Source organism: Photobacterium profundum, from assembly GCF_003026285.1.
Taxonomy (GTDB): Bacteria; Pseudomonadota; Gammaproteobacteria; order Enterobacterales; family Vibrionaceae; genus Photobacterium; species Photobacterium profundum.
Genome location: NZ_PYOD01000004.1, coordinates 254,226 through 270,090, shown reverse-complemented (window position 1 = coordinate 270,090; position 15,865 = coordinate 254,226). Strand labels below are relative to the sequence as shown.

Genomic DNA, 15,865 nt, shown 5'->3' with positions numbered 1-15,865 from the left:
ATCTCGAGGTAGCTTGGGTATAGTATGAGAATGATATAATTGTCGACATATAGGGTGACTTTATGGATGTATAGCTTACACTAATGAAACCTTATTACTTAAACCTCTTAAAGGTGAGTGTTTAATATAAAGACACCCAATCAATAATAAGAATAAAAATAAAAAACAAGACAACTTTAACAATATAAGACATTATCAAAAACAAATAACAACGCCTTAAACAAAAACATAAAAAACATAAAATAACAAAAAGTTAAACTCAAAACCCATCATAAAAATGAAGAAAATAATTTATTCACCTTCAAATTCTCATTTAAGAGCCGAGAATAAGATTCGAATTACATCACTTTAAACTAAAATATAGAAATCAACATTGCATAAAAACAATATAAAAACCTAATATAAAAATAATTAAGGTTTAAATAATGAAGACGGCAGCCTTTGTGGTATACACATTAGCCCTTCTTTTATCATCTGCTGTGTGTGCTAAGAACAGTATTGATGAGCAAAGAGAAGCTTTCGTAGTGCAAGCAAAAAATGGGAATATATCGTCTGCTGCACGAGGGTTAACAATACTTTATGATCAGACAAAAGATCCTCTAGTGCTTAACGACTTGATTGCTATTTTATCTTGGCAAGAGAATTCAAAAGCGATTGTTAAAGCTTGCCAGTCGTGCCAGCCTCGTGGGCTCAACCCTGAGTCTGTTGAAATTGTCGCAAAAGCACTTAGAAATGAAGGAAAGTACCAAACTTCAGCAGAGTATTATCGCTACCTTACCCAACGTTCGCCCAATAACCGCGATGCATGGTTAGGGTTAGCTTTATCAAGTGCCGAAGCTAACGATTTAGCAAGTGCGAAAGAAGGATTACGAGAATATCGTCAACGATTTCCATTAGATGCACACTTTTATCAAAATTGGATCTATGTATCACAGGCACTTGACGATCAAGTTGGTGAAATGTTTGCTTGGCAAAGCTGGCTAACCGCCGAACCCAATAATAAAACAGCAGGTGTTGGGCTATATACAAGTGCAGTTCAATTGGGCGCATCACCTGCGGTAAAATCCTTATTAACTCAGCACCCTGAATGGTTTACATCTGCCGATAACTTATGGTTTGACTATTATGAGGCAAGCACTTTACTGCGTGATGGTATCAAGGCCAAAAGTGCACCGACTATCAAACGAAGTTCTACTTTATTGCAACAAGTTATTGATAAAGCGCCTAAAGACCACCCTCTTTATAAAAGAGCGTCATTAGATTACTTTTATGCCCTCGTGACATTAAAAGACTATAAAACAGCGAGCCCTCTCGCTGAGCAACTAGAAAAAGAGCAGCCATTACCACGCTATGCTCAAGAGGCACTTGGCGATTATTATTTAGGAACGATGCAACCCAGCAAAGCTGAGTCCATTTTTGACACTATTCATCAAAAAGAACCTAATAATCTTCCGCTTACCATCAAGTTATATTACGCATATATGGACACTGAGCAGTATGACAAAGCCAAAGCGCTTATTGATTCTGAAAAACCAAACATCCCTAAAAACCGCTGGGACTTTACCGGAAGTACACAGAAAGTAAACGATGATTATCAAACTCTTATGCAATTAGAAGCGTTGCATTACGCATGGCGAGGTGACTTCCCCCAAGCAACTGAAACAATTGATAAATTGCTTAGCAATGCACCGGGGAATCCTTATCTGTTGGCCATTAAAGGGGACATTGAACGCTGGAAAGGCAATACCTTTGCTTCTGAACGTTATTTTGAACAGGCCAGTCAACTGCTTTCACCTCAAGATAGAGGTATAACGGACAGAGGTAAGTTGATGGCAAAACTTGAACGTAAAGATTGGCGAGGGCTTCAAAAGAATCTCGATAATTTAAATATTCAGTACCCCGCTAGCGATCAATACATCATTAACGATAACGTTAAAAAGGCAGCAGCACCAACATGGACAGGTGAGTATCGCCGAGGAGAAACAGACAGCAATGGCAACGTTTTAGTACAAGCATCAAAAGATTGGACTTACGATACACATCTATACACTGGGCGAGTTTTGGATGGGTATAATTTCTTTTTCCGCGACCAGATGAGTTTTGGTGAGTTTGAAGAAAACAACCTTTACGCTCGTTATAGTGGCATAGGAGCAGAAATTCCTTTATCACCCGTCACTTTGCTAGTTGAAACAGGCGTAGGCGGGCATTTAAATGATAAAGCCTATTTCTGGACCACCGCTGATTATCTAATTAATGATCAGTGGTTTATTTCAGGTAGCTATAAGTACAATTCCGATAATACTCCACTTCGCGCCTTGTTTGATGGTGCAAATGTGGATGATTTTGACACCTACTTTATCTATCGCATTAAGTCTGAGATCAATCTAGGATTATCTGGCAAGTACTCTGACTTTACTGATGGTAATGAACGCTTTACCTATCTAACTTGGATCGAAGGCCTGCTATATAGAACAGATAGCTATACTGTTCGCGGATCTGCCTCTTACGGTGCTTCATTTAATGAAGAAATTGAAACAGCGAGTTACTTCAATCCCAAATCAGACCACTCTGGCTCACTCATTCTCACGCAAGATTATCATTACCGTATTAACGATAGCTGGGGCTTTGACCAAAACCTGAAAACAGGCATTGGCAGTTACTGGCAAGAGGACTTTGGATCTGACTACAACTGGGACGTGAGTTACGCCCAAAAATGGATATGGCAAAAACAAGTCGATTTTAGCTATGGTATTGGTCGAAGCAAAGGGGTTTATGACGGAGAAGGAGAATATAGCACTTACCTCTTCGCCAACTTTAATGTGAGGTTCCCACAATGAAGATATTATTTTGGCTAACCCTAACATTATTCATTTGCTTCCCATTGTCGGCGGCAACATCAACCAAGACTGAACGTGCAAACAACACCTATGTCGTACTGTGTTATCACGATTTTATTGATGTGGGGTTAACCCCAAACTTGCGTATATTTCCCGATACCCTTACACGCGATCGTTTAATTGAACATTTCAATTGGTTCAAACAAGAAGGTTATAACCCTGTTAGTTATCAGCAAATTGTTGATGCAAAAGCAGGCCGTAGCTCATTGCCCTCTAATGCAATCTTACTCACTTTCGATGACGGTTATGAAAGCTTCTACAGTACGGTTTATCCATTATTAAAGCTTTATAACTACCCTGCTATTTTTGCCTTGGTAGGAAAATGGTTAGTGCCAGATGCCAATAAAAAAATCGAATACGGTAAAGCCATGATATCTCGGAAACGATTCTTATCGTGGGAACAGATTAGTGAAATGGAACGTTCAGGTATTGTAGAGTTTGCCTCTCATTCTTTTGATTCACACTATGGTATTAATGCGAACCCATATGGTAATGAGCAGCCCGCAGCAACTACACCTGCGTATAATTCCATCAAGAAACAATACGAAACATTAAACCAGTATAATAAGCGTATTTACTCAGACTTAACGCAAAGTCGTGACCAATTTGTTTCTAACTCAATTAAAGCCCCCCGAATTCTAGTATGGCCATACGGTGCATATAGCCAAGAGTCGATTAATACTGCGGCAAAGGTGGGTATGCCATATACCTTTTCACTCGATGAAGGCGTTAATCTTGTTAGTGATTCCGGTCGTAATGTAAAGCGTTATTTGATTGAGCAAGAAATGACACTTGAAAGGCTCGATGAAATTTTGCGGGGTCAGCCTGAATACGAAGGACCTAAACGGGTTGTGCATGTCGATCTTGATTATGTTTATGATCCTAACCCTGCCGTAATGAACCGTAATATGGATACGTTAATTTCTCGTATTTATAACTTTGGTATCGATACCGTTTACCTTCAAGCTTTTGCCGATCCCGATGGCAATGGCATAGCAGATGCCTTGTATTTCCAAAACCGACATTTACCCGTACGTGCCGATATTTTCAATCGTGTTTCATGGCAACTTAGCACCCGTGCAGGGGTAACCGTGTATGCGTGGATGCCAGTACTTGGCTTTAATTTAGGGAGTAAATATGACTATGTAACAGATAGTCGGTTTAATGCCCCAGCCGCTAAGCGATACCTTCGTCTTTCTCCGTTTTCGACAAAAAATCGGAAGGTGATTAATGAGATCTATACCGATTTGGGTGCGTATGGAAAGTTCTCTGGGCTTTTATTCCACGACGACGCACTATTAACGGATTTTGAAGATGCGACACCAGCAGCATTAAAACAATATCAGAAATGGGGACTGGGGAAATCTGTCGCTAATATTCGTAATAATCCTCAAAAAATGACCTCATGGTCTAAATATAAAACCCAATATTTAATTGATTTCACCTTAGAGTTGGCAAACAGTACACGCCAATATTTATCGGGTGATGGTATTGAGTTAAAGCTAGCCCGAAACATCTATGCACAACCTGTTATAAACCCTAAAAGTGAAGAATGGTTTTCACAAAGCTTGAGTGCTTTTTCAAACGCTTATGACTATACCGCTGTGATGGCGATGCCTTATATGGAATCGGCAAAATCACCTGATGAATGGCTAGAAAAAATTGCAAAAATAGCACTTAAAACAGTGCCAAGTAATAAGTTAATTTTCGAGCTGCAAGCTAAAAACTGGAAGAATGGTAAAGATATTCCAGCCTCTGAACTCTCACGACAAATGGAGATAATTAGCAAAGCAGGTATTCAGAATTACGGCTATTACCCTGATGATTTTATTCGTGGAATGCCAGATCAAAAGACCTTGCGCCCTGTATTTTCAAACCGTAATACCATTGGAGAAAGCGAGTGAATTGGCTAGAGACATTCTATATATTCATTTTCATTTACCCAGCAGTAATGGCTCTGGTGTGGATCGCTGGTGGTATTTATTACTATTTCCATTGGGAGCGGACGCAGCTAAAAATTGCGCAACAAGGTCCCTTACAACTCGATGAATATCCGAAGGTTTCTATTATGGTGCCTTGTTATAACGAAGGCGCTAACGTCAATGAAACGATCAATTACTTACTTAAACAGAATTACCCTAATTTTGAAATTATTGCCATTAATGATGGCAGCACAGATGACACAGCAATACGATTAAATAACATCGCGGAACATGAGCCTCGCCTCATTGTTGTTCATCAAAAGAACCAAGGAAAAGCTGCAGCATTAAATAATGGTACTCAGTATTCGACCAGTGACATTTTGGTGTGTATCGATGGTGATGCCCTACTCGATTTGAATGCATTACGATGGATGGTGAAGCACTTTCAAGATTGCCCTAAAGTGGGTGCTGTAACAGGTAACCCAAGGGTCCGTACCCGTACAACCATTATTGGAAAAATCCAAACCGGTGAGTTTTCATCAATTATCGGCCTCATAAAACGAGCACAACGTATATACGGCACAATATATACCGTATCAGGCGTGATTTGTGCGTTCCGTAAATCAGCCATTATGGATATTGGTGGCTGGAGCACAGACATGATCACTGAAGATATTGATGTCAGCTGGAAGTTGCAAATAAACGACTGGCAAATTCGCTATGAACCACAAGCGCGTTGTTGGGTATTAATGCCTGAAACATTACGGGGCTTATACATGCAACGGCTACGCTGGGCACAAGGTGGCGCAGAGGTTTTCTTTAAACAGGGCATGAACGTTATCGTAAAGGGAAAAACGAAACTTTGGCCATTAATATTCGAATACTTAATGAGTGTTTTCTGGTGTTATAGCCTTGCATACCTCATGATTTCTTACTTTATTCAGTTTTTTACGCTCAGCGGACAGCCTACAACTTATCAACTGGTCACATTTGAATGGTCGGGTTTTGTACTGGTATTAATTTGTTTAATGCAATTTACAGTAAGCCTGATGATAGACCGTCACTATGACGTTATGTTACGTCGAAATTTTTTATGGTGTATTTGGTACCCTATGTTCTATTGGTTTCTGAATGTTATCACCGTCACTATCGCTGTTCCCAAGGCTCTAATACGTAAAAAAGGGGAAAAAGCTGTATGGGAAAGCCCTGATCGCGGAGAGGTATTCAGAGATGATGATTAACCCAAAAACGAAGATAAAATCAAGATACATTCATTCACATCAGCAGAAAAATCATGATGATATTAGAGGGCTTATTATCTGCAAAGCCTGTAAAAAAACATGGCAACATCATCTAAGAGATGCAGCTATCGCTATCGTTACTTGGGGAGGATGGTTCTTCTTAATATTTCAGCCCTTTATAAAAACGAACTATGATCCCGCAAGCAGTTTAGGTTTTATCCACTCAATAAGCTTAGAAGATTGTGCAATTATATTTGTGACTCTTTTTTGTGCCATTATGATCACGTATCACCTTTGGGTTAGATATCATGTACTTATTTGGCAATGGGAAAAATTATGGGAACACAATAAACAACTCACCATAAATGCTAAATCTATTATTGCTAAAAAATATATGCGGAGTATAAGCCTTAATTTAGAAAAGGTTAAAAGCCCAGAGCCTGTTTCTATTTTATCTCAAGAAGACGAAGAAAAAACGTATGATCTTACTCATAATGTTCACAGTCACATCGTAGAAAAAAGAACCCAGAGTATGAAGAAAGATCGTCTTAATGAGTTATAACTAAGAATATAGGTGAAGTCATTGCATATATACCTGAAAATGAAGACATAGTGACATTCGTTACTATGCCTCCACTATTGAGTTTAGGTTAGCTTACTTACTTACTTACTTAAAAGTATAAACAGCTGTTATTGCTCAAGCACGGCATTAAAACGGTCAAAACCTTTTTCAAGATCTCGAATCAAATCATCAACATCTTCTAAGCCCACGTGTAAACGCAGCATTGGCCCAACAAATTCTTTCTTCTTCGCTGTACGTATAGAGTTAACATTTTCATTCGCTAATATTAGGCTTTCAAAACCGCCCCATGAATAGCCCATGCTGAAGTGTTCCATACCGTCTAATAACGCCGTTAGCGCTGCAGTATTACCGCGCTTCAATACCAAAGAGAATAAGCCGTTACACCCTTTGAAATCACGCTTGTAAATTTCATGACCTTCACAGCTTTCAAAAGCAGGATGGCGAACATGATCCACTTCTTCGCGCTCAGATAACCATTGAGCGACTTTGATGCTGTTTTTTTCGTGCTGTCTTAAGCGAACACCTAATGTACGTAGCCCGCGCATAGCAAGATAAACATCATCTGGCGAGGTGCACTGCCCCATCAAATAGCTACCTTCACGTAATTGATCCCAGCAGCGTTCATTCGCTGTTGCTGTGCCTAACATTACATCAGAATGACCCACAATATATTTTGTTGCCGCTTGGATCGAGATATCAACGCCATGATCGAATGGTTGGAAATTGATCGGTGATGCCCACGTATTATCCAACATCACGACGATGTCATGCTCATGTGCAATACTCGCGAGTAACGGCACATCTTGCACTTCCATCGTGATAGAACATGGAGACTCTAAGAATAGAACCGTTGTATTCGGGCGAATAAGATCGCGAATATTTTCGCCAATCATCGGATCATAATAGGTTGTTTCAACGCCCATTTTATCTAAAATTTTGTCACAAAAATCACGCGTTGGCTCGTAAGTGCCATCAACCATTAAGATATGATCGCCTGTTTTCACAAACGATAAAATGGCATTTGAAATAGCAGCCGTACCACAAGGATATAGTGCACAACCAACACCGCCTTCCAGCTCAACCATTGCGTCTTGAAAAGCAAAATGCGTATTCGTACCACGGCGTCCATAAAAGAGCTCTTTATTCGCACGGTTGGCTGTGGCATGTTTCATTTCAGCAACGGTATCAAATACAATTGTTGATGCACGGCTTACAGGTGGATTAACTAGATGTTGGGTCCACTTTTTCGAGCGGCCCGCTGTTATGATAGTTGTATCTAATGCTTTTTTTTCCATGATAAACTCAAAGATCCTTTTAAATGACAATGCTTATATTTACTATGAGCCCAAGTTATCATAATTAAATAGCTATTGGGGACTTTATACCTAAGTCAGCTCAAGATGCAGAGTTTAGAGTTTTTACTTAAACAAGTGACTTAGGTATAGGTAGCACAAGCAACATCTCTTTTATTAAAATTTCAAACAAGGAAAGTATTAATGTTTAGTCATATCATGGTTGGCGCAAACGACATTCAACAATCAAAGACATTTTACGATGCAATCTTAGGTGCAATGGGCTACGAGCCTGGTGTTCTTGACGAAAAAGGACGTTGTTTTTACTTCACAAAAAGTGGTATTTTCGCATTAAGTAAGCCAATTGATGGCGAACCAGCATGCCATGGTAATGGTAGCACTATCGGTTTTTCAGCAGAAAGTACTGAAATAGCAGATGCTTGGCATGCAGCAGGGGTCGCCAATGGTGGTACTACATGTGAAGAGCCACCAGCAATACGAGAAGGTGCTATCGGTCAGCTATATCTAGCATATTTACGTGACCCGTCAGGTAATAAAGTTTGCGCGGTTCATCGCGTAAGCTAAATACAAAGAAAAAATACAGTTTGCAAAAAAGGCCATCACAGTAATTTCTCGCTAAACGCTATACAAACGTTGAATCTAATTATGCCCAATAAATCACAACACGATTTATTGGGTTTTTTTGTAACCTATCTTGATATTTCAACAGCGCTTTAACTTCTTGCTTGCCTATGATTAGATAGAAGATAAGTTGTTACCAAAAACTCATCCATCCATTTGTTAACCACTGACCAACGCGAGGCATTTATGTTAGGTGAAGATCACTCTCTTCTTAAAGAATTTCCCGAGTATAAAGATACAATCGCAAAACTGATTAACGTAGACGACGCATTTGCAAAAGACACGAAACATTACAATGCGCTTGATAAAGAGATCCGTGGGCTGGAGTTACAAGACTCCCCCATCGGTGACGAATCAATGCACCAACTGAAACACGATAGAGCTGAATTGAAAGATGCACTGCATCACCGCTTAATTGCAGGCAATTAGCCGAACCCATTAAGCTGTATCTTAATTGATAAGCAAACAAAAAAGTCGATCGCTAATACAGCCATCGCCTTTTGTTTATCTTAGTTTTATTTTTTTTAACTATTAGCTATATTCTAACACACTTTTTCGATAGCCTCTCACTCAATTAGCTAGGGCAATAACAACGTCTAAATAAAACTCAGAACAGTTACAAAATATAAATTCAAATGAAAAACACAACTCAGGATATGCTGGATATCACCATGAACAAAGATAATAGACTGGCTGCGAAATATAATTAAATCACAGCCAGTAATGAGTAAAGTTATTTATATTTACTCTTTGTTAAAACAACTTAATTTAAGCCACTCGCCCTACAAGTAAAGAGAGTAAAAATATTGAAGCCACGGCTGCTAAAATTTTAATTTCACGCTTTTTCATAGCTTACTCCTTCCTCTTTACCGATAATTAGACTGCGGACCATCATAATGAAGAATCCAGTTAAAATTAAGTTAAGCGCAAGTGACAGCATGCTAATTGTGACCAGTGGGCCACCAAAGCCATACCCAATACTAATCATCAATACGCCAGCACCAACTTCGCCTCGTGGCCACATACCAATAGAAAGTGCGAGACGTTCTTTAAGCGTTGCCTCTTTGCGATAACAGAATACTGGGAACATTTTGCCAAGGTTACAGATAATCGAAATCATAAAGACATGGAACAAGATTTCTTTCATCGTCATCGCAGGCATCGACATTGACACACTACTACTATCAATCACCTCTGGAGCACCAAAGATTTGTGGCAAACTTAAGCCAACAAGCACCATAAATGCACTCGCGACTATAGTCGATACTTTCTGATCATCTGCAGTTTCATGCTGAGATTTCATCACACAGCCCAACACAAACGCTGGTAATAATACTTCGAAATGAATATTTGTTTGTAAATAAAATAACTCACATATAACGGCGATAAACACAGAATATGCCACAATTGCAGGTGCTGATGATGGAATATTCCATTTATGCAAATATTTATAACCGATAACAAGTATTGCTAACATTAGCAATAAAGTTAGACCTAACGCAGGCCTCCAACCTACCACTAAAATAGTCAACGGAACCATTAAAAGTACAGTATCTAGATCATCAAAAATAGCTAAAATACGTGCTTTCGCAAACATCCACGTTGCACCCAGCCCTGCCGCGGCCAGCATTGCAAATAGAACACCTGCAGATGTAGGCGCTGCAAAACGTCCAATGACTAACGTTTCTTTCCATGCATCACCAGTGAACCAAAGTTCGGGTGGAAGCAGTACAAAAATAAAGTAGAGAACAACAGCAATCCATGGGAATGTTGCCGTCGTCATTGCGACAACATAATCCCAGCCGTATTGCTTAAGATTATTTTTATCAATTTCAAACTCACGGCCTACATTAATCATTATGTAAGCTAAAGCCGACATAGTAATTACCATAAGATAAGGCTGAACTGATTCATAACCACTGATAATTTGAGGGAAGAGCTGCGAGAAAATTAAACCTATAAGGAGTAATGCAGAGTAAAGAATAATCTTATTCATTTCACACCATTAATATATTCATTCATTTTTAATACCTTCATTGAACTACACTGACTTTGATTTATATTAAAATTATTATTTTCAATTACATCAAATTTATATTTACGTTTCGAACAATGATATTAATGAATTAACTTATATTTGTATTTTATTAATTGTTATAATTTGTATAATTATGTTATAGAAGATTTATTGGTTATCACAAGGTATATAATGGTTATCCTTTATGTCTACTGAAACAAATCGGAATATGTGTTAATTAAAACAAGGAAGCGTTAACAAACATAACTAATGACGTGGAGCTAAAGCTTTAAGAATAGGCATCAATTATAGCAATACATCGGATATAGTTACAATAGCTATCTGTCATTCCGAGCCATGATTGATTTTTCAGCACATTCTCAATTTTTGATTCAGATCAAGGTAAAATTATTCGATGTAAGTAATAGCGACAGATTGCTTTTAAACACCTTAGTGTTCATTTATTCGCCGCAAAGCATTACGGTGTTAACATTGGATTAACATTGGATTTTTAAAACCTATTTCCTCTTTTCCTTATACAAAGACCTCCCCCTAAGGTTACGAGCTCTGCTTGTATATAAGCCATAATTCACTGCCTGCTCGTGAATTATGACAAAGACAAATGGGTAATCAACAAAGGCTACATGACGATCACTGATGGTGTACTAAAAAACATCGATCACCCCATATTAATACGTTACCTACCATGCGGCATTTACAATGCTTGGGTTTCCACTCTATAGCAATTGGCTTGCTCATCGAAAACAAACGTAAGTGTATTACGAATACTATCTAAGCTATCGCTTTGATAATGCGAAACGTACAGTAACTGACTCAAGTTTTCACGTGCTACCAATTCAAGCGCATTCCTAATCAATCGTCGCCCTAAATAATCAAGACCTTGATAAGGTTCATCTAAAATCAATAAGGTGGGCTGTTTCACAATGGCACGCGCAATCAGCAATAAACGCTGCTGACCATATTCCAACTGTCTGAACGGTGTTTTGGCGTACTCCGCCATATGCAGGATGTCTAACCACTCTCTGGCAACCTCTTGCTCTTTACGGCTTGGTTTGGTGTACAAACCAATGGAGTCATAAAAGCCAGAAACAATCACTTCGAGTGCTGAGCAATTGACTCGGTACTGTAGGTGCAACGCCGAAGACACCATGCCGATGTGCTTCTTAATTTCCCAGATGGTTTCACCCGAGCCACGCTGCTTACCAAATATCTGAATGTCGTTGCTATAACATTGTGGGTGATCACCAAAGATCAAACCAAGCAATGTACTTTTACCGCAACCGTTCGGCCCTTTCACTTGCCAATGTTGGCCTTTATCAATTCGCCAATTCACTCCAGTGAAAATCGTTTTATCCGTATAAGCGACTTCACCATCATTTAGTGCAAATATAGGGTTTTCGAACGATGAGCTATGTTGATGACGGCGTATCAATGCCATCATTTGCTCACTTTGTACTTTTGATTGCGCTTTAATTTGGGTGATTACAGGATGACTGTCCCACGTTGTTTTATCCATTAAACTGTCTAACTTGCCATGATTAAACAACGCAATATGGTCTATCCATTCAGGCATGTCTTCTTCTCGTGAAAAAGTCACCAGCATTTGCATCGATAGAGATAATGCAGTCAAATAATCAGAAAGAGACTGTCGGTGCACCACATCAAGACCAGTAAAAGGATTATCCAATACTAAAAAATCTGGCTGAGAAGCCAAAGCACGCGCCAACATAACGCGTCGTGTTTCTCCTGTCGACAACACGCGGAAACCACTCTCTTGCAAATGCACCAAATCGAGTTCATTAATCAGACGCTGAGTCAGAGACTCATCTTCACATTGCTGGTAGATCAAAGCATAAATCGTACTGCCGTTATCAATACGATCCAGAAAATCGGTATCATTTTTTGCCAGTTCTTCTTCCAGTAAACGCTGTTGTTCCACCAGCGACACCTGTGCAATTTTGCCTACACCTTTCTCTAGACTCCCCTCATACGCTAATTCATCACATAATAGTTCCCCAAGAAGCGAGCCAATATCCCCTTCTGTGCTAAAAATAGCCCAAGGTTGTTGATCCTCAATAATCCAATTTTCGATATCCAGTATCGACGTCGCACCGTGTGCGCTGAGATGTGCAAAGCTAATTTCCATGCTATTTGGGCATCCTGTTTTTGAATCACTCTGTCGGTTATACCAAGTTAACGTTATGCCAAGAAAGCTTTTTCTATTGATACAAACAAATCATATCTTACCAATGATTTTACCGCTTTCAATGCGATGCTGCGTACCTTCCATTATCAAAAATCATTAGAAAATGCTTCAAACATTACCCTATTTTTAACTCACTATTATAAAGGTATGCTTTTCCCGTCTCCAAACAACGAATTCAGCCCAAGAAGGTGAAAATCATGTCGCAGAAATTAACACTAGGCGTAACCGACCTCTCTTTCCATCGCATTACAGCATCATTAATTTCGCATGTATTACAAAACATGGGTTTTGAAGTAAGGTGTGTGTTCTCACCTCATCAAGAGAACTTCAAAAAACTGAAAGACGGTGATATTGATCTACTGACATCAGCATGGCTGCCATCCAGTCATGGTATGTACAAATCAGATGTGGAAGAGGTTGAGCAACTAATTGAACTAGGCTTACATTACGAACCGTATGCATTATGGGGCGTACCTGATTATGTGCCAACTGAGGATGTAGCAGAAGTGGGTGACCTATTAAAACCTGATGTCGTGAAGAAAATGAAAAATGACATTCAAGGTATTAACCCCGGTGCAGGTATTACCCGCTTTTCGATTAAGATGATGGAAGAATATGGTCTTAATGATGCGGGGTATGCATTCCATACTGGTACTGAAGAAGACTGTTTTAGTACTTTCGAACAAGCAGTTGAAAACAAAGAGTGGTTCATTGTGCCACTTTGGAAGCCGCAATTCTTACACTTCCGTTATAATATTCGTGAAATCAAAGAACCAAAAGGCTTGCTGGGTATTGTCGATCGGGCGGTGTTGTTACTCAGAGAAAGCAAAAAAGAATTGTTCACCAAAGAACAGCTAGAAACGCTAGATACACTGCGTTTCTCGAATGAGATCATTGCCGAATTAGATTATAAAGTATCACGTGAAAACCAGCCTATTGAGACTGTTACCGCCAACTGGTTAGCTACCCAATCACAATAATCAACTAATATCACAACACTCTCTGATTTATTTAAAGTGACGCCAGTAATCGCGTCACTTCCATAACTGATAGTAACAGGCCGTTAAATCACACTTCTTATCTGCGCAATCGTCATTTTTGCATCTTCATAATTGATCATCAATTCCCCTACACCTTTTTCTGTTTGCACAAATAGAGACGGGAAACTGTTGCCTCCTATCGAGCGCGCAAAAGCAATTTCACGTAGCAAGGCATCATGGGTCGTAGGCGATAAAAAATCCGCTTCAAATTTATCGCAATCTAAGCCAATGCTTTTTGCTAAACCAATCAAAATGTCATTGTCACTCGGGTTCTTTGCATCAAGGTAATACGCATGTTGAATAGCATCTAACATAGCAGGCTCAGCCCGTTGCTCACGAGCAGCAAGAATGGCACGACAGGCTGGATAGGTAGAACGACGTGGTGTGTTTTGGTACCAGAAATCATAATTGAACTGAGTACCGAGGTCATTTTCTATCTTCTTCCAATACGTTGCAATTTGTTGTTGCATCGCTTCTGACATAGGTACATCCGAATCTGGGGCTAATCCACCCAATACATACACAACCTCGACGTCATCTATAACCGCTTCTTTAATCTGTAACCAAGCAGGCTTGTATCCCCAGCACCACGAACACATAGGATCATAGACATAATACAAGGTAGGTTTTGTTGCCAACATAATGTGAGTCCTTTCTAGTCTGACATTTCACAGTAGCAAACTCGTCCGAATACATTCAAGTTAAGTTGCCATTATCAAACACTGTCTCAATCACTGTGCTGTTCGAGCGCCCGAATATAAAAATGTAATGGCCCTTCAACTTGTTCTATTGTCAAACCACTCGCCGCCCCACCACACTCTAAAGAGAAAGCAAAACCATGCAAGTAGTCCACCAGTAGATCCAATGCATCTTTCATTTGTTCAGGCGTAAGATTCAATGATGAAATTGCCATATAAAAACGATCCACAAACACATTGGCAGGCCCTGTTGACGTCATCCCTAAGAAGGTTTGTAGCAAACCAGGATGCTCTTGTAACAGCGACAAATAGCTATTACACAATGCCATCAATTCTATTTGCCAAGCCTCATTGTCTTTTGGTTCATAAATGGCTTCAATAAGCGAGACAGTTACCGCTTCTAACAACGCATTTTTATTCGCAAAGTAGTGATAAATAGCCATTGCATCTACATCTAAGCTACCTGCTAATTGACGGATACTGGGTATTTTCCCATTATCTACCATTAAAGACTTAGCAGCAGCAATAATTTTATCGGCACTTAATTGTCTCGATATTCCACTTGGACGACCTCGTTTCTTTTCCTTGACAGACATTCACACTCCTCGGTAAACCCACCCTAATTTCTACAGTGTAGAATATTGTAGAGCAACGTAATTCAAATGCAAGCCATACACGGTAAGTGTTGAATATAATTGCATGAGTACTATTTAGCGGGAGTTCACCATGTCAAACATTGTGTATATTGCAACCAGTCTTGATGGCTATATTGCAGATAAGAATGGATCTATCGATTGGTTACATGCCACACCTAACCCTGCTGGTTCAGATCTCGGCTATAAAGCTTTCATTGAGCGTATTGATGCATTAGTGATGGGACGAAACACTCTGGATATGGTACTGAGTTTTGATTGCGACTGGCCTTATACTCGACCAGTGTTCGTATTAAGTAATACGATGACACACGTGCCTGAAGGCTATAAGGATAAGATATTTCTTGTGAAGGGCTCACTCGCTACGGTCGTGGCTTCGCTTAATGAACAAGGTTACAACAACCTATATATTGATGGTGGTATCACTATTCAGAACTTCCTAAAAGAAGAGCTGATTGATGAAATGATCATCACAACCATTCCTGTATTGTTAGGCGGAGGATCACCATTGTTCGGCGAATTGGTTACTCCACAATCGTTCGAGCTAACGAGTAGTGAAACTCTTATTAATCAGCTAGTGCAAAGTCATTTCACACGCGTGCGATAAGAACGCTATTCGAGCTACGTCAAAAAGAAGCTTAGATATTCAACAC

General features: G+C 39.5%; 13 protein-coding genes. 8 read left to right on the top strand and 5 right to left on the bottom strand.

Going from position 1 to position 15,865, the window contains the following annotated elements:
- Window positions 1-425: 425 nt before the first annotated feature.
- Genes pgaA through C9J48_RS13240 form a run of 4 tightly spaced genes read left to right on the top strand, consistent with a single transcriptional unit; the run spans window position 426 to window position 6,622 of the window.
- Window positions 426-2,837 carry a poly-beta-1,6 N-acetyl-D-glucosamine export porin PgaA gene (gene pgaA, locus C9J48_RS13255; protein WP_006230357.1) on the top strand — a complete coding sequence of 804 codons (2,412 nt, stop codon included), beginning with the start codon at window positions 426-428 and terminating at the stop codon, window positions 2,835-2,837.
- Window positions 2,834-4,801 carry a poly-beta-1,6-N-acetyl-D-glucosamine N-deacetylase PgaB gene (gene pgaB, locus C9J48_RS13250; RefSeq protein ID WP_006230358.1) on the top strand — a complete coding sequence of 656 codons (1,968 nt, stop codon included), beginning with the start codon at window positions 2,834-2,836 and terminating at the stop codon, window positions 4,799-4,801. The genes pgaA and pgaB overlap by 4 nt, the downstream gene beginning before the upstream one ends.
- Window positions 4,798-6,060: a poly-beta-1,6-N-acetyl-D-glucosamine synthase gene (pgaC, locus tag C9J48_RS13245; protein WP_006230359.1), complete on the top strand. Its 1,263-nt coding sequence runs from the start codon at window positions 4,798-4,800 to the stop codon at window positions 6,058-6,060. The genes pgaB and pgaC overlap by 4 nt, the downstream gene beginning before the upstream one ends.
- Window positions 6,050-6,622 (top strand): hypothetical protein, encoded by a 573-nt coding sequence (locus C9J48_RS13240; RefSeq protein WP_006230360.1) that lies wholly within the window; start codon window positions 6,050-6,052, stop codon window positions 6,620-6,622. The genes pgaC and C9J48_RS13240 overlap by 11 nt, the downstream gene beginning before the upstream one ends.
- A gap of 128 nt (window positions 6,623-6,750) precedes the next feature.
- Here the strand turns inward: C9J48_RS13240 and C9J48_RS13235 are convergent, their stop codons facing one another.
- Window positions 6,751-7,938, bottom strand: coding sequence for a cystathionine beta-lyase (locus tag C9J48_RS13235; protein ID WP_006230361.1), 1,188 nt, complete (start codon window positions 7,936-7,938; stop codon window positions 6,751-6,753).
- A gap of 201 nt (window positions 7,939-8,139) precedes the next feature.
- On the opposite strand from C9J48_RS13235, the gene C9J48_RS13230 reads away from it, so the two are divergent.
- Both C9J48_RS13230 and C9J48_RS13225 read left to right on the top strand, forming a co-directional pair.
- Window positions 8,140-8,520, top strand: a complete 381-nt coding sequence (locus C9J48_RS13230) for a VOC family protein (RefSeq protein WP_006230362.1) — start codon at window positions 8,140-8,142, stop codon at window positions 8,518-8,520.
- A gap of 243 nt (window positions 8,521-8,763) precedes the next feature.
- Window positions 8,764-9,006, top strand: coding sequence for an HP1242/YdcH family protein (locus C9J48_RS13225; protein ID WP_006230363.1), 243 nt, complete (start codon window positions 8,764-8,766; stop codon window positions 9,004-9,006).
- Between the two features lie 406 nt (window positions 9,007-9,412).
- On the opposite strand, the gene C9J48_RS13220 is transcribed toward C9J48_RS13225, so the two are convergent.
- Together C9J48_RS13220 and modF are read right to left on the bottom strand one after the other, a co-directional pair.
- Window positions 9,413-10,573, bottom strand: a complete 1,161-nt coding sequence (locus C9J48_RS13220; protein WP_006230365.1) for a hypothetical protein — start codon at window positions 10,571-10,573, stop codon at window positions 9,413-9,415.
- Between the two features lie 736 nt (window positions 10,574-11,309).
- Complete coding sequence (gene modF, locus C9J48_RS13215) at window positions 11,310-12,761, bottom strand: molybdate ABC transporter ATP-binding protein ModF (protein ID WP_107281146.1); 1,452 nt, start codon at window positions 12,759-12,761, stop codon at window positions 11,310-11,312.
- Between the two features lie 257 nt (window positions 12,762-13,018).
- Between modF and C9J48_RS13210 the strand changes: the two genes are divergently transcribed.
- A complete protein-coding gene (locus C9J48_RS13210; RefSeq protein WP_006230368.1) occupies window positions 13,019-13,801 on the top strand; it encodes a glycine betaine ABC transporter substrate-binding protein in 783 nt (260 codons plus the stop codon).
- Window positions 13,802-13,884: 83 nt separating this feature from the next.
- On the opposite strand, the gene C9J48_RS13205 is transcribed toward C9J48_RS13210, so the two are convergent.
- Window positions 13,885-14,502, bottom strand: coding sequence for a DsbA family protein (locus C9J48_RS13205; RefSeq protein WP_006230369.1), 618 nt, complete (start codon window positions 14,500-14,502; stop codon window positions 13,885-13,887).
- Between the two features lie 86 nt (window positions 14,503-14,588).
- Window positions 14,589-15,155, bottom strand: a complete 567-nt coding sequence (locus C9J48_RS13200) for a TetR/AcrR family transcriptional regulator (protein ID WP_006230370.1) — start codon at window positions 15,153-15,155, stop codon at window positions 14,589-14,591.
- Window positions 15,156-15,285: 130 nt separating this feature from the next.
- Between C9J48_RS13200 and C9J48_RS13195 the strand changes: the two genes are divergently transcribed.
- Window positions 15,286-15,819 (top strand): dihydrofolate reductase family protein, encoded by a 534-nt coding sequence (locus C9J48_RS13195; RefSeq protein ID WP_006230371.1) that lies wholly within the window; start codon window positions 15,286-15,288, stop codon window positions 15,817-15,819.
- The last annotated feature ends 46 nt before the right edge of the window (window positions 15,820-15,865 follow it).

Bases quoted from the DNA above. Each gene is read 5' to 3' on its own strand.
- pgaA (WP_006230357.1), top strand. From the start codon at position 426: ATGAAGACGGCAGCCTTTGTGGTATACACATTAGCCCTTCTTTTATCA.
- pgaB (WP_006230358.1), top strand. From the start codon at position 2,834: ATGAAGATATTATTTTGGCTAACCCTAACATTATTCATTTGCTTCCCA.
- C9J48_RS13240 (WP_006230360.1), top strand. From the start codon at position 6,050: ATGATGATTAACCCAAAAACGAAGATAAAATCAAGATACATTCATTCA.
- C9J48_RS13235 (WP_006230361.1), bottom strand. From the start codon at position 7,938: ATGGAAAAAAAAGCATTAGATACAACTATCATAACAGCGGGCCGCTCG.
- C9J48_RS13230 (WP_006230362.1), top strand. From the start codon at position 8,140: ATGTTTAGTCATATCATGGTTGGCGCAAACGACATTCAACAATCAAAG.
- C9J48_RS13225 (WP_006230363.1), top strand. From the start codon at position 8,764: ATGTTAGGTGAAGATCACTCTCTTCTTAAAGAATTTCCCGAGTATAAA.
- C9J48_RS13220 (WP_006230365.1), bottom strand. From the start codon at position 10,573: ATGAATAAGATTATTCTTTACTCTGCATTACTCCTTATAGGTTTAATT.
- modF (WP_107281146.1), bottom strand. From the start codon at position 12,761: ATGGAAATTAGCTTTGCACATCTCAGCGCACACGGTGCGACGTCGATA.
- C9J48_RS13210 (WP_006230368.1), top strand. From the start codon at position 13,019: ATGTCGCAGAAATTAACACTAGGCGTAACCGACCTCTCTTTCCATCGC.
- C9J48_RS13205 (WP_006230369.1), bottom strand. From the start codon at position 14,502: ATGTTGGCAACAAAACCTACCTTGTATTATGTCTATGATCCTATGTGT.
- C9J48_RS13200 (WP_006230370.1), bottom strand. From the start codon at position 15,155: ATGTCTGTCAAGGAAAAGAAACGAGGTCGTCCAAGTGGAATATCGAGA.
- C9J48_RS13195 (WP_006230371.1), top strand. From the start codon at position 15,286: ATGTCAAACATTGTGTATATTGCAACCAGTCTTGATGGCTATATTGCA.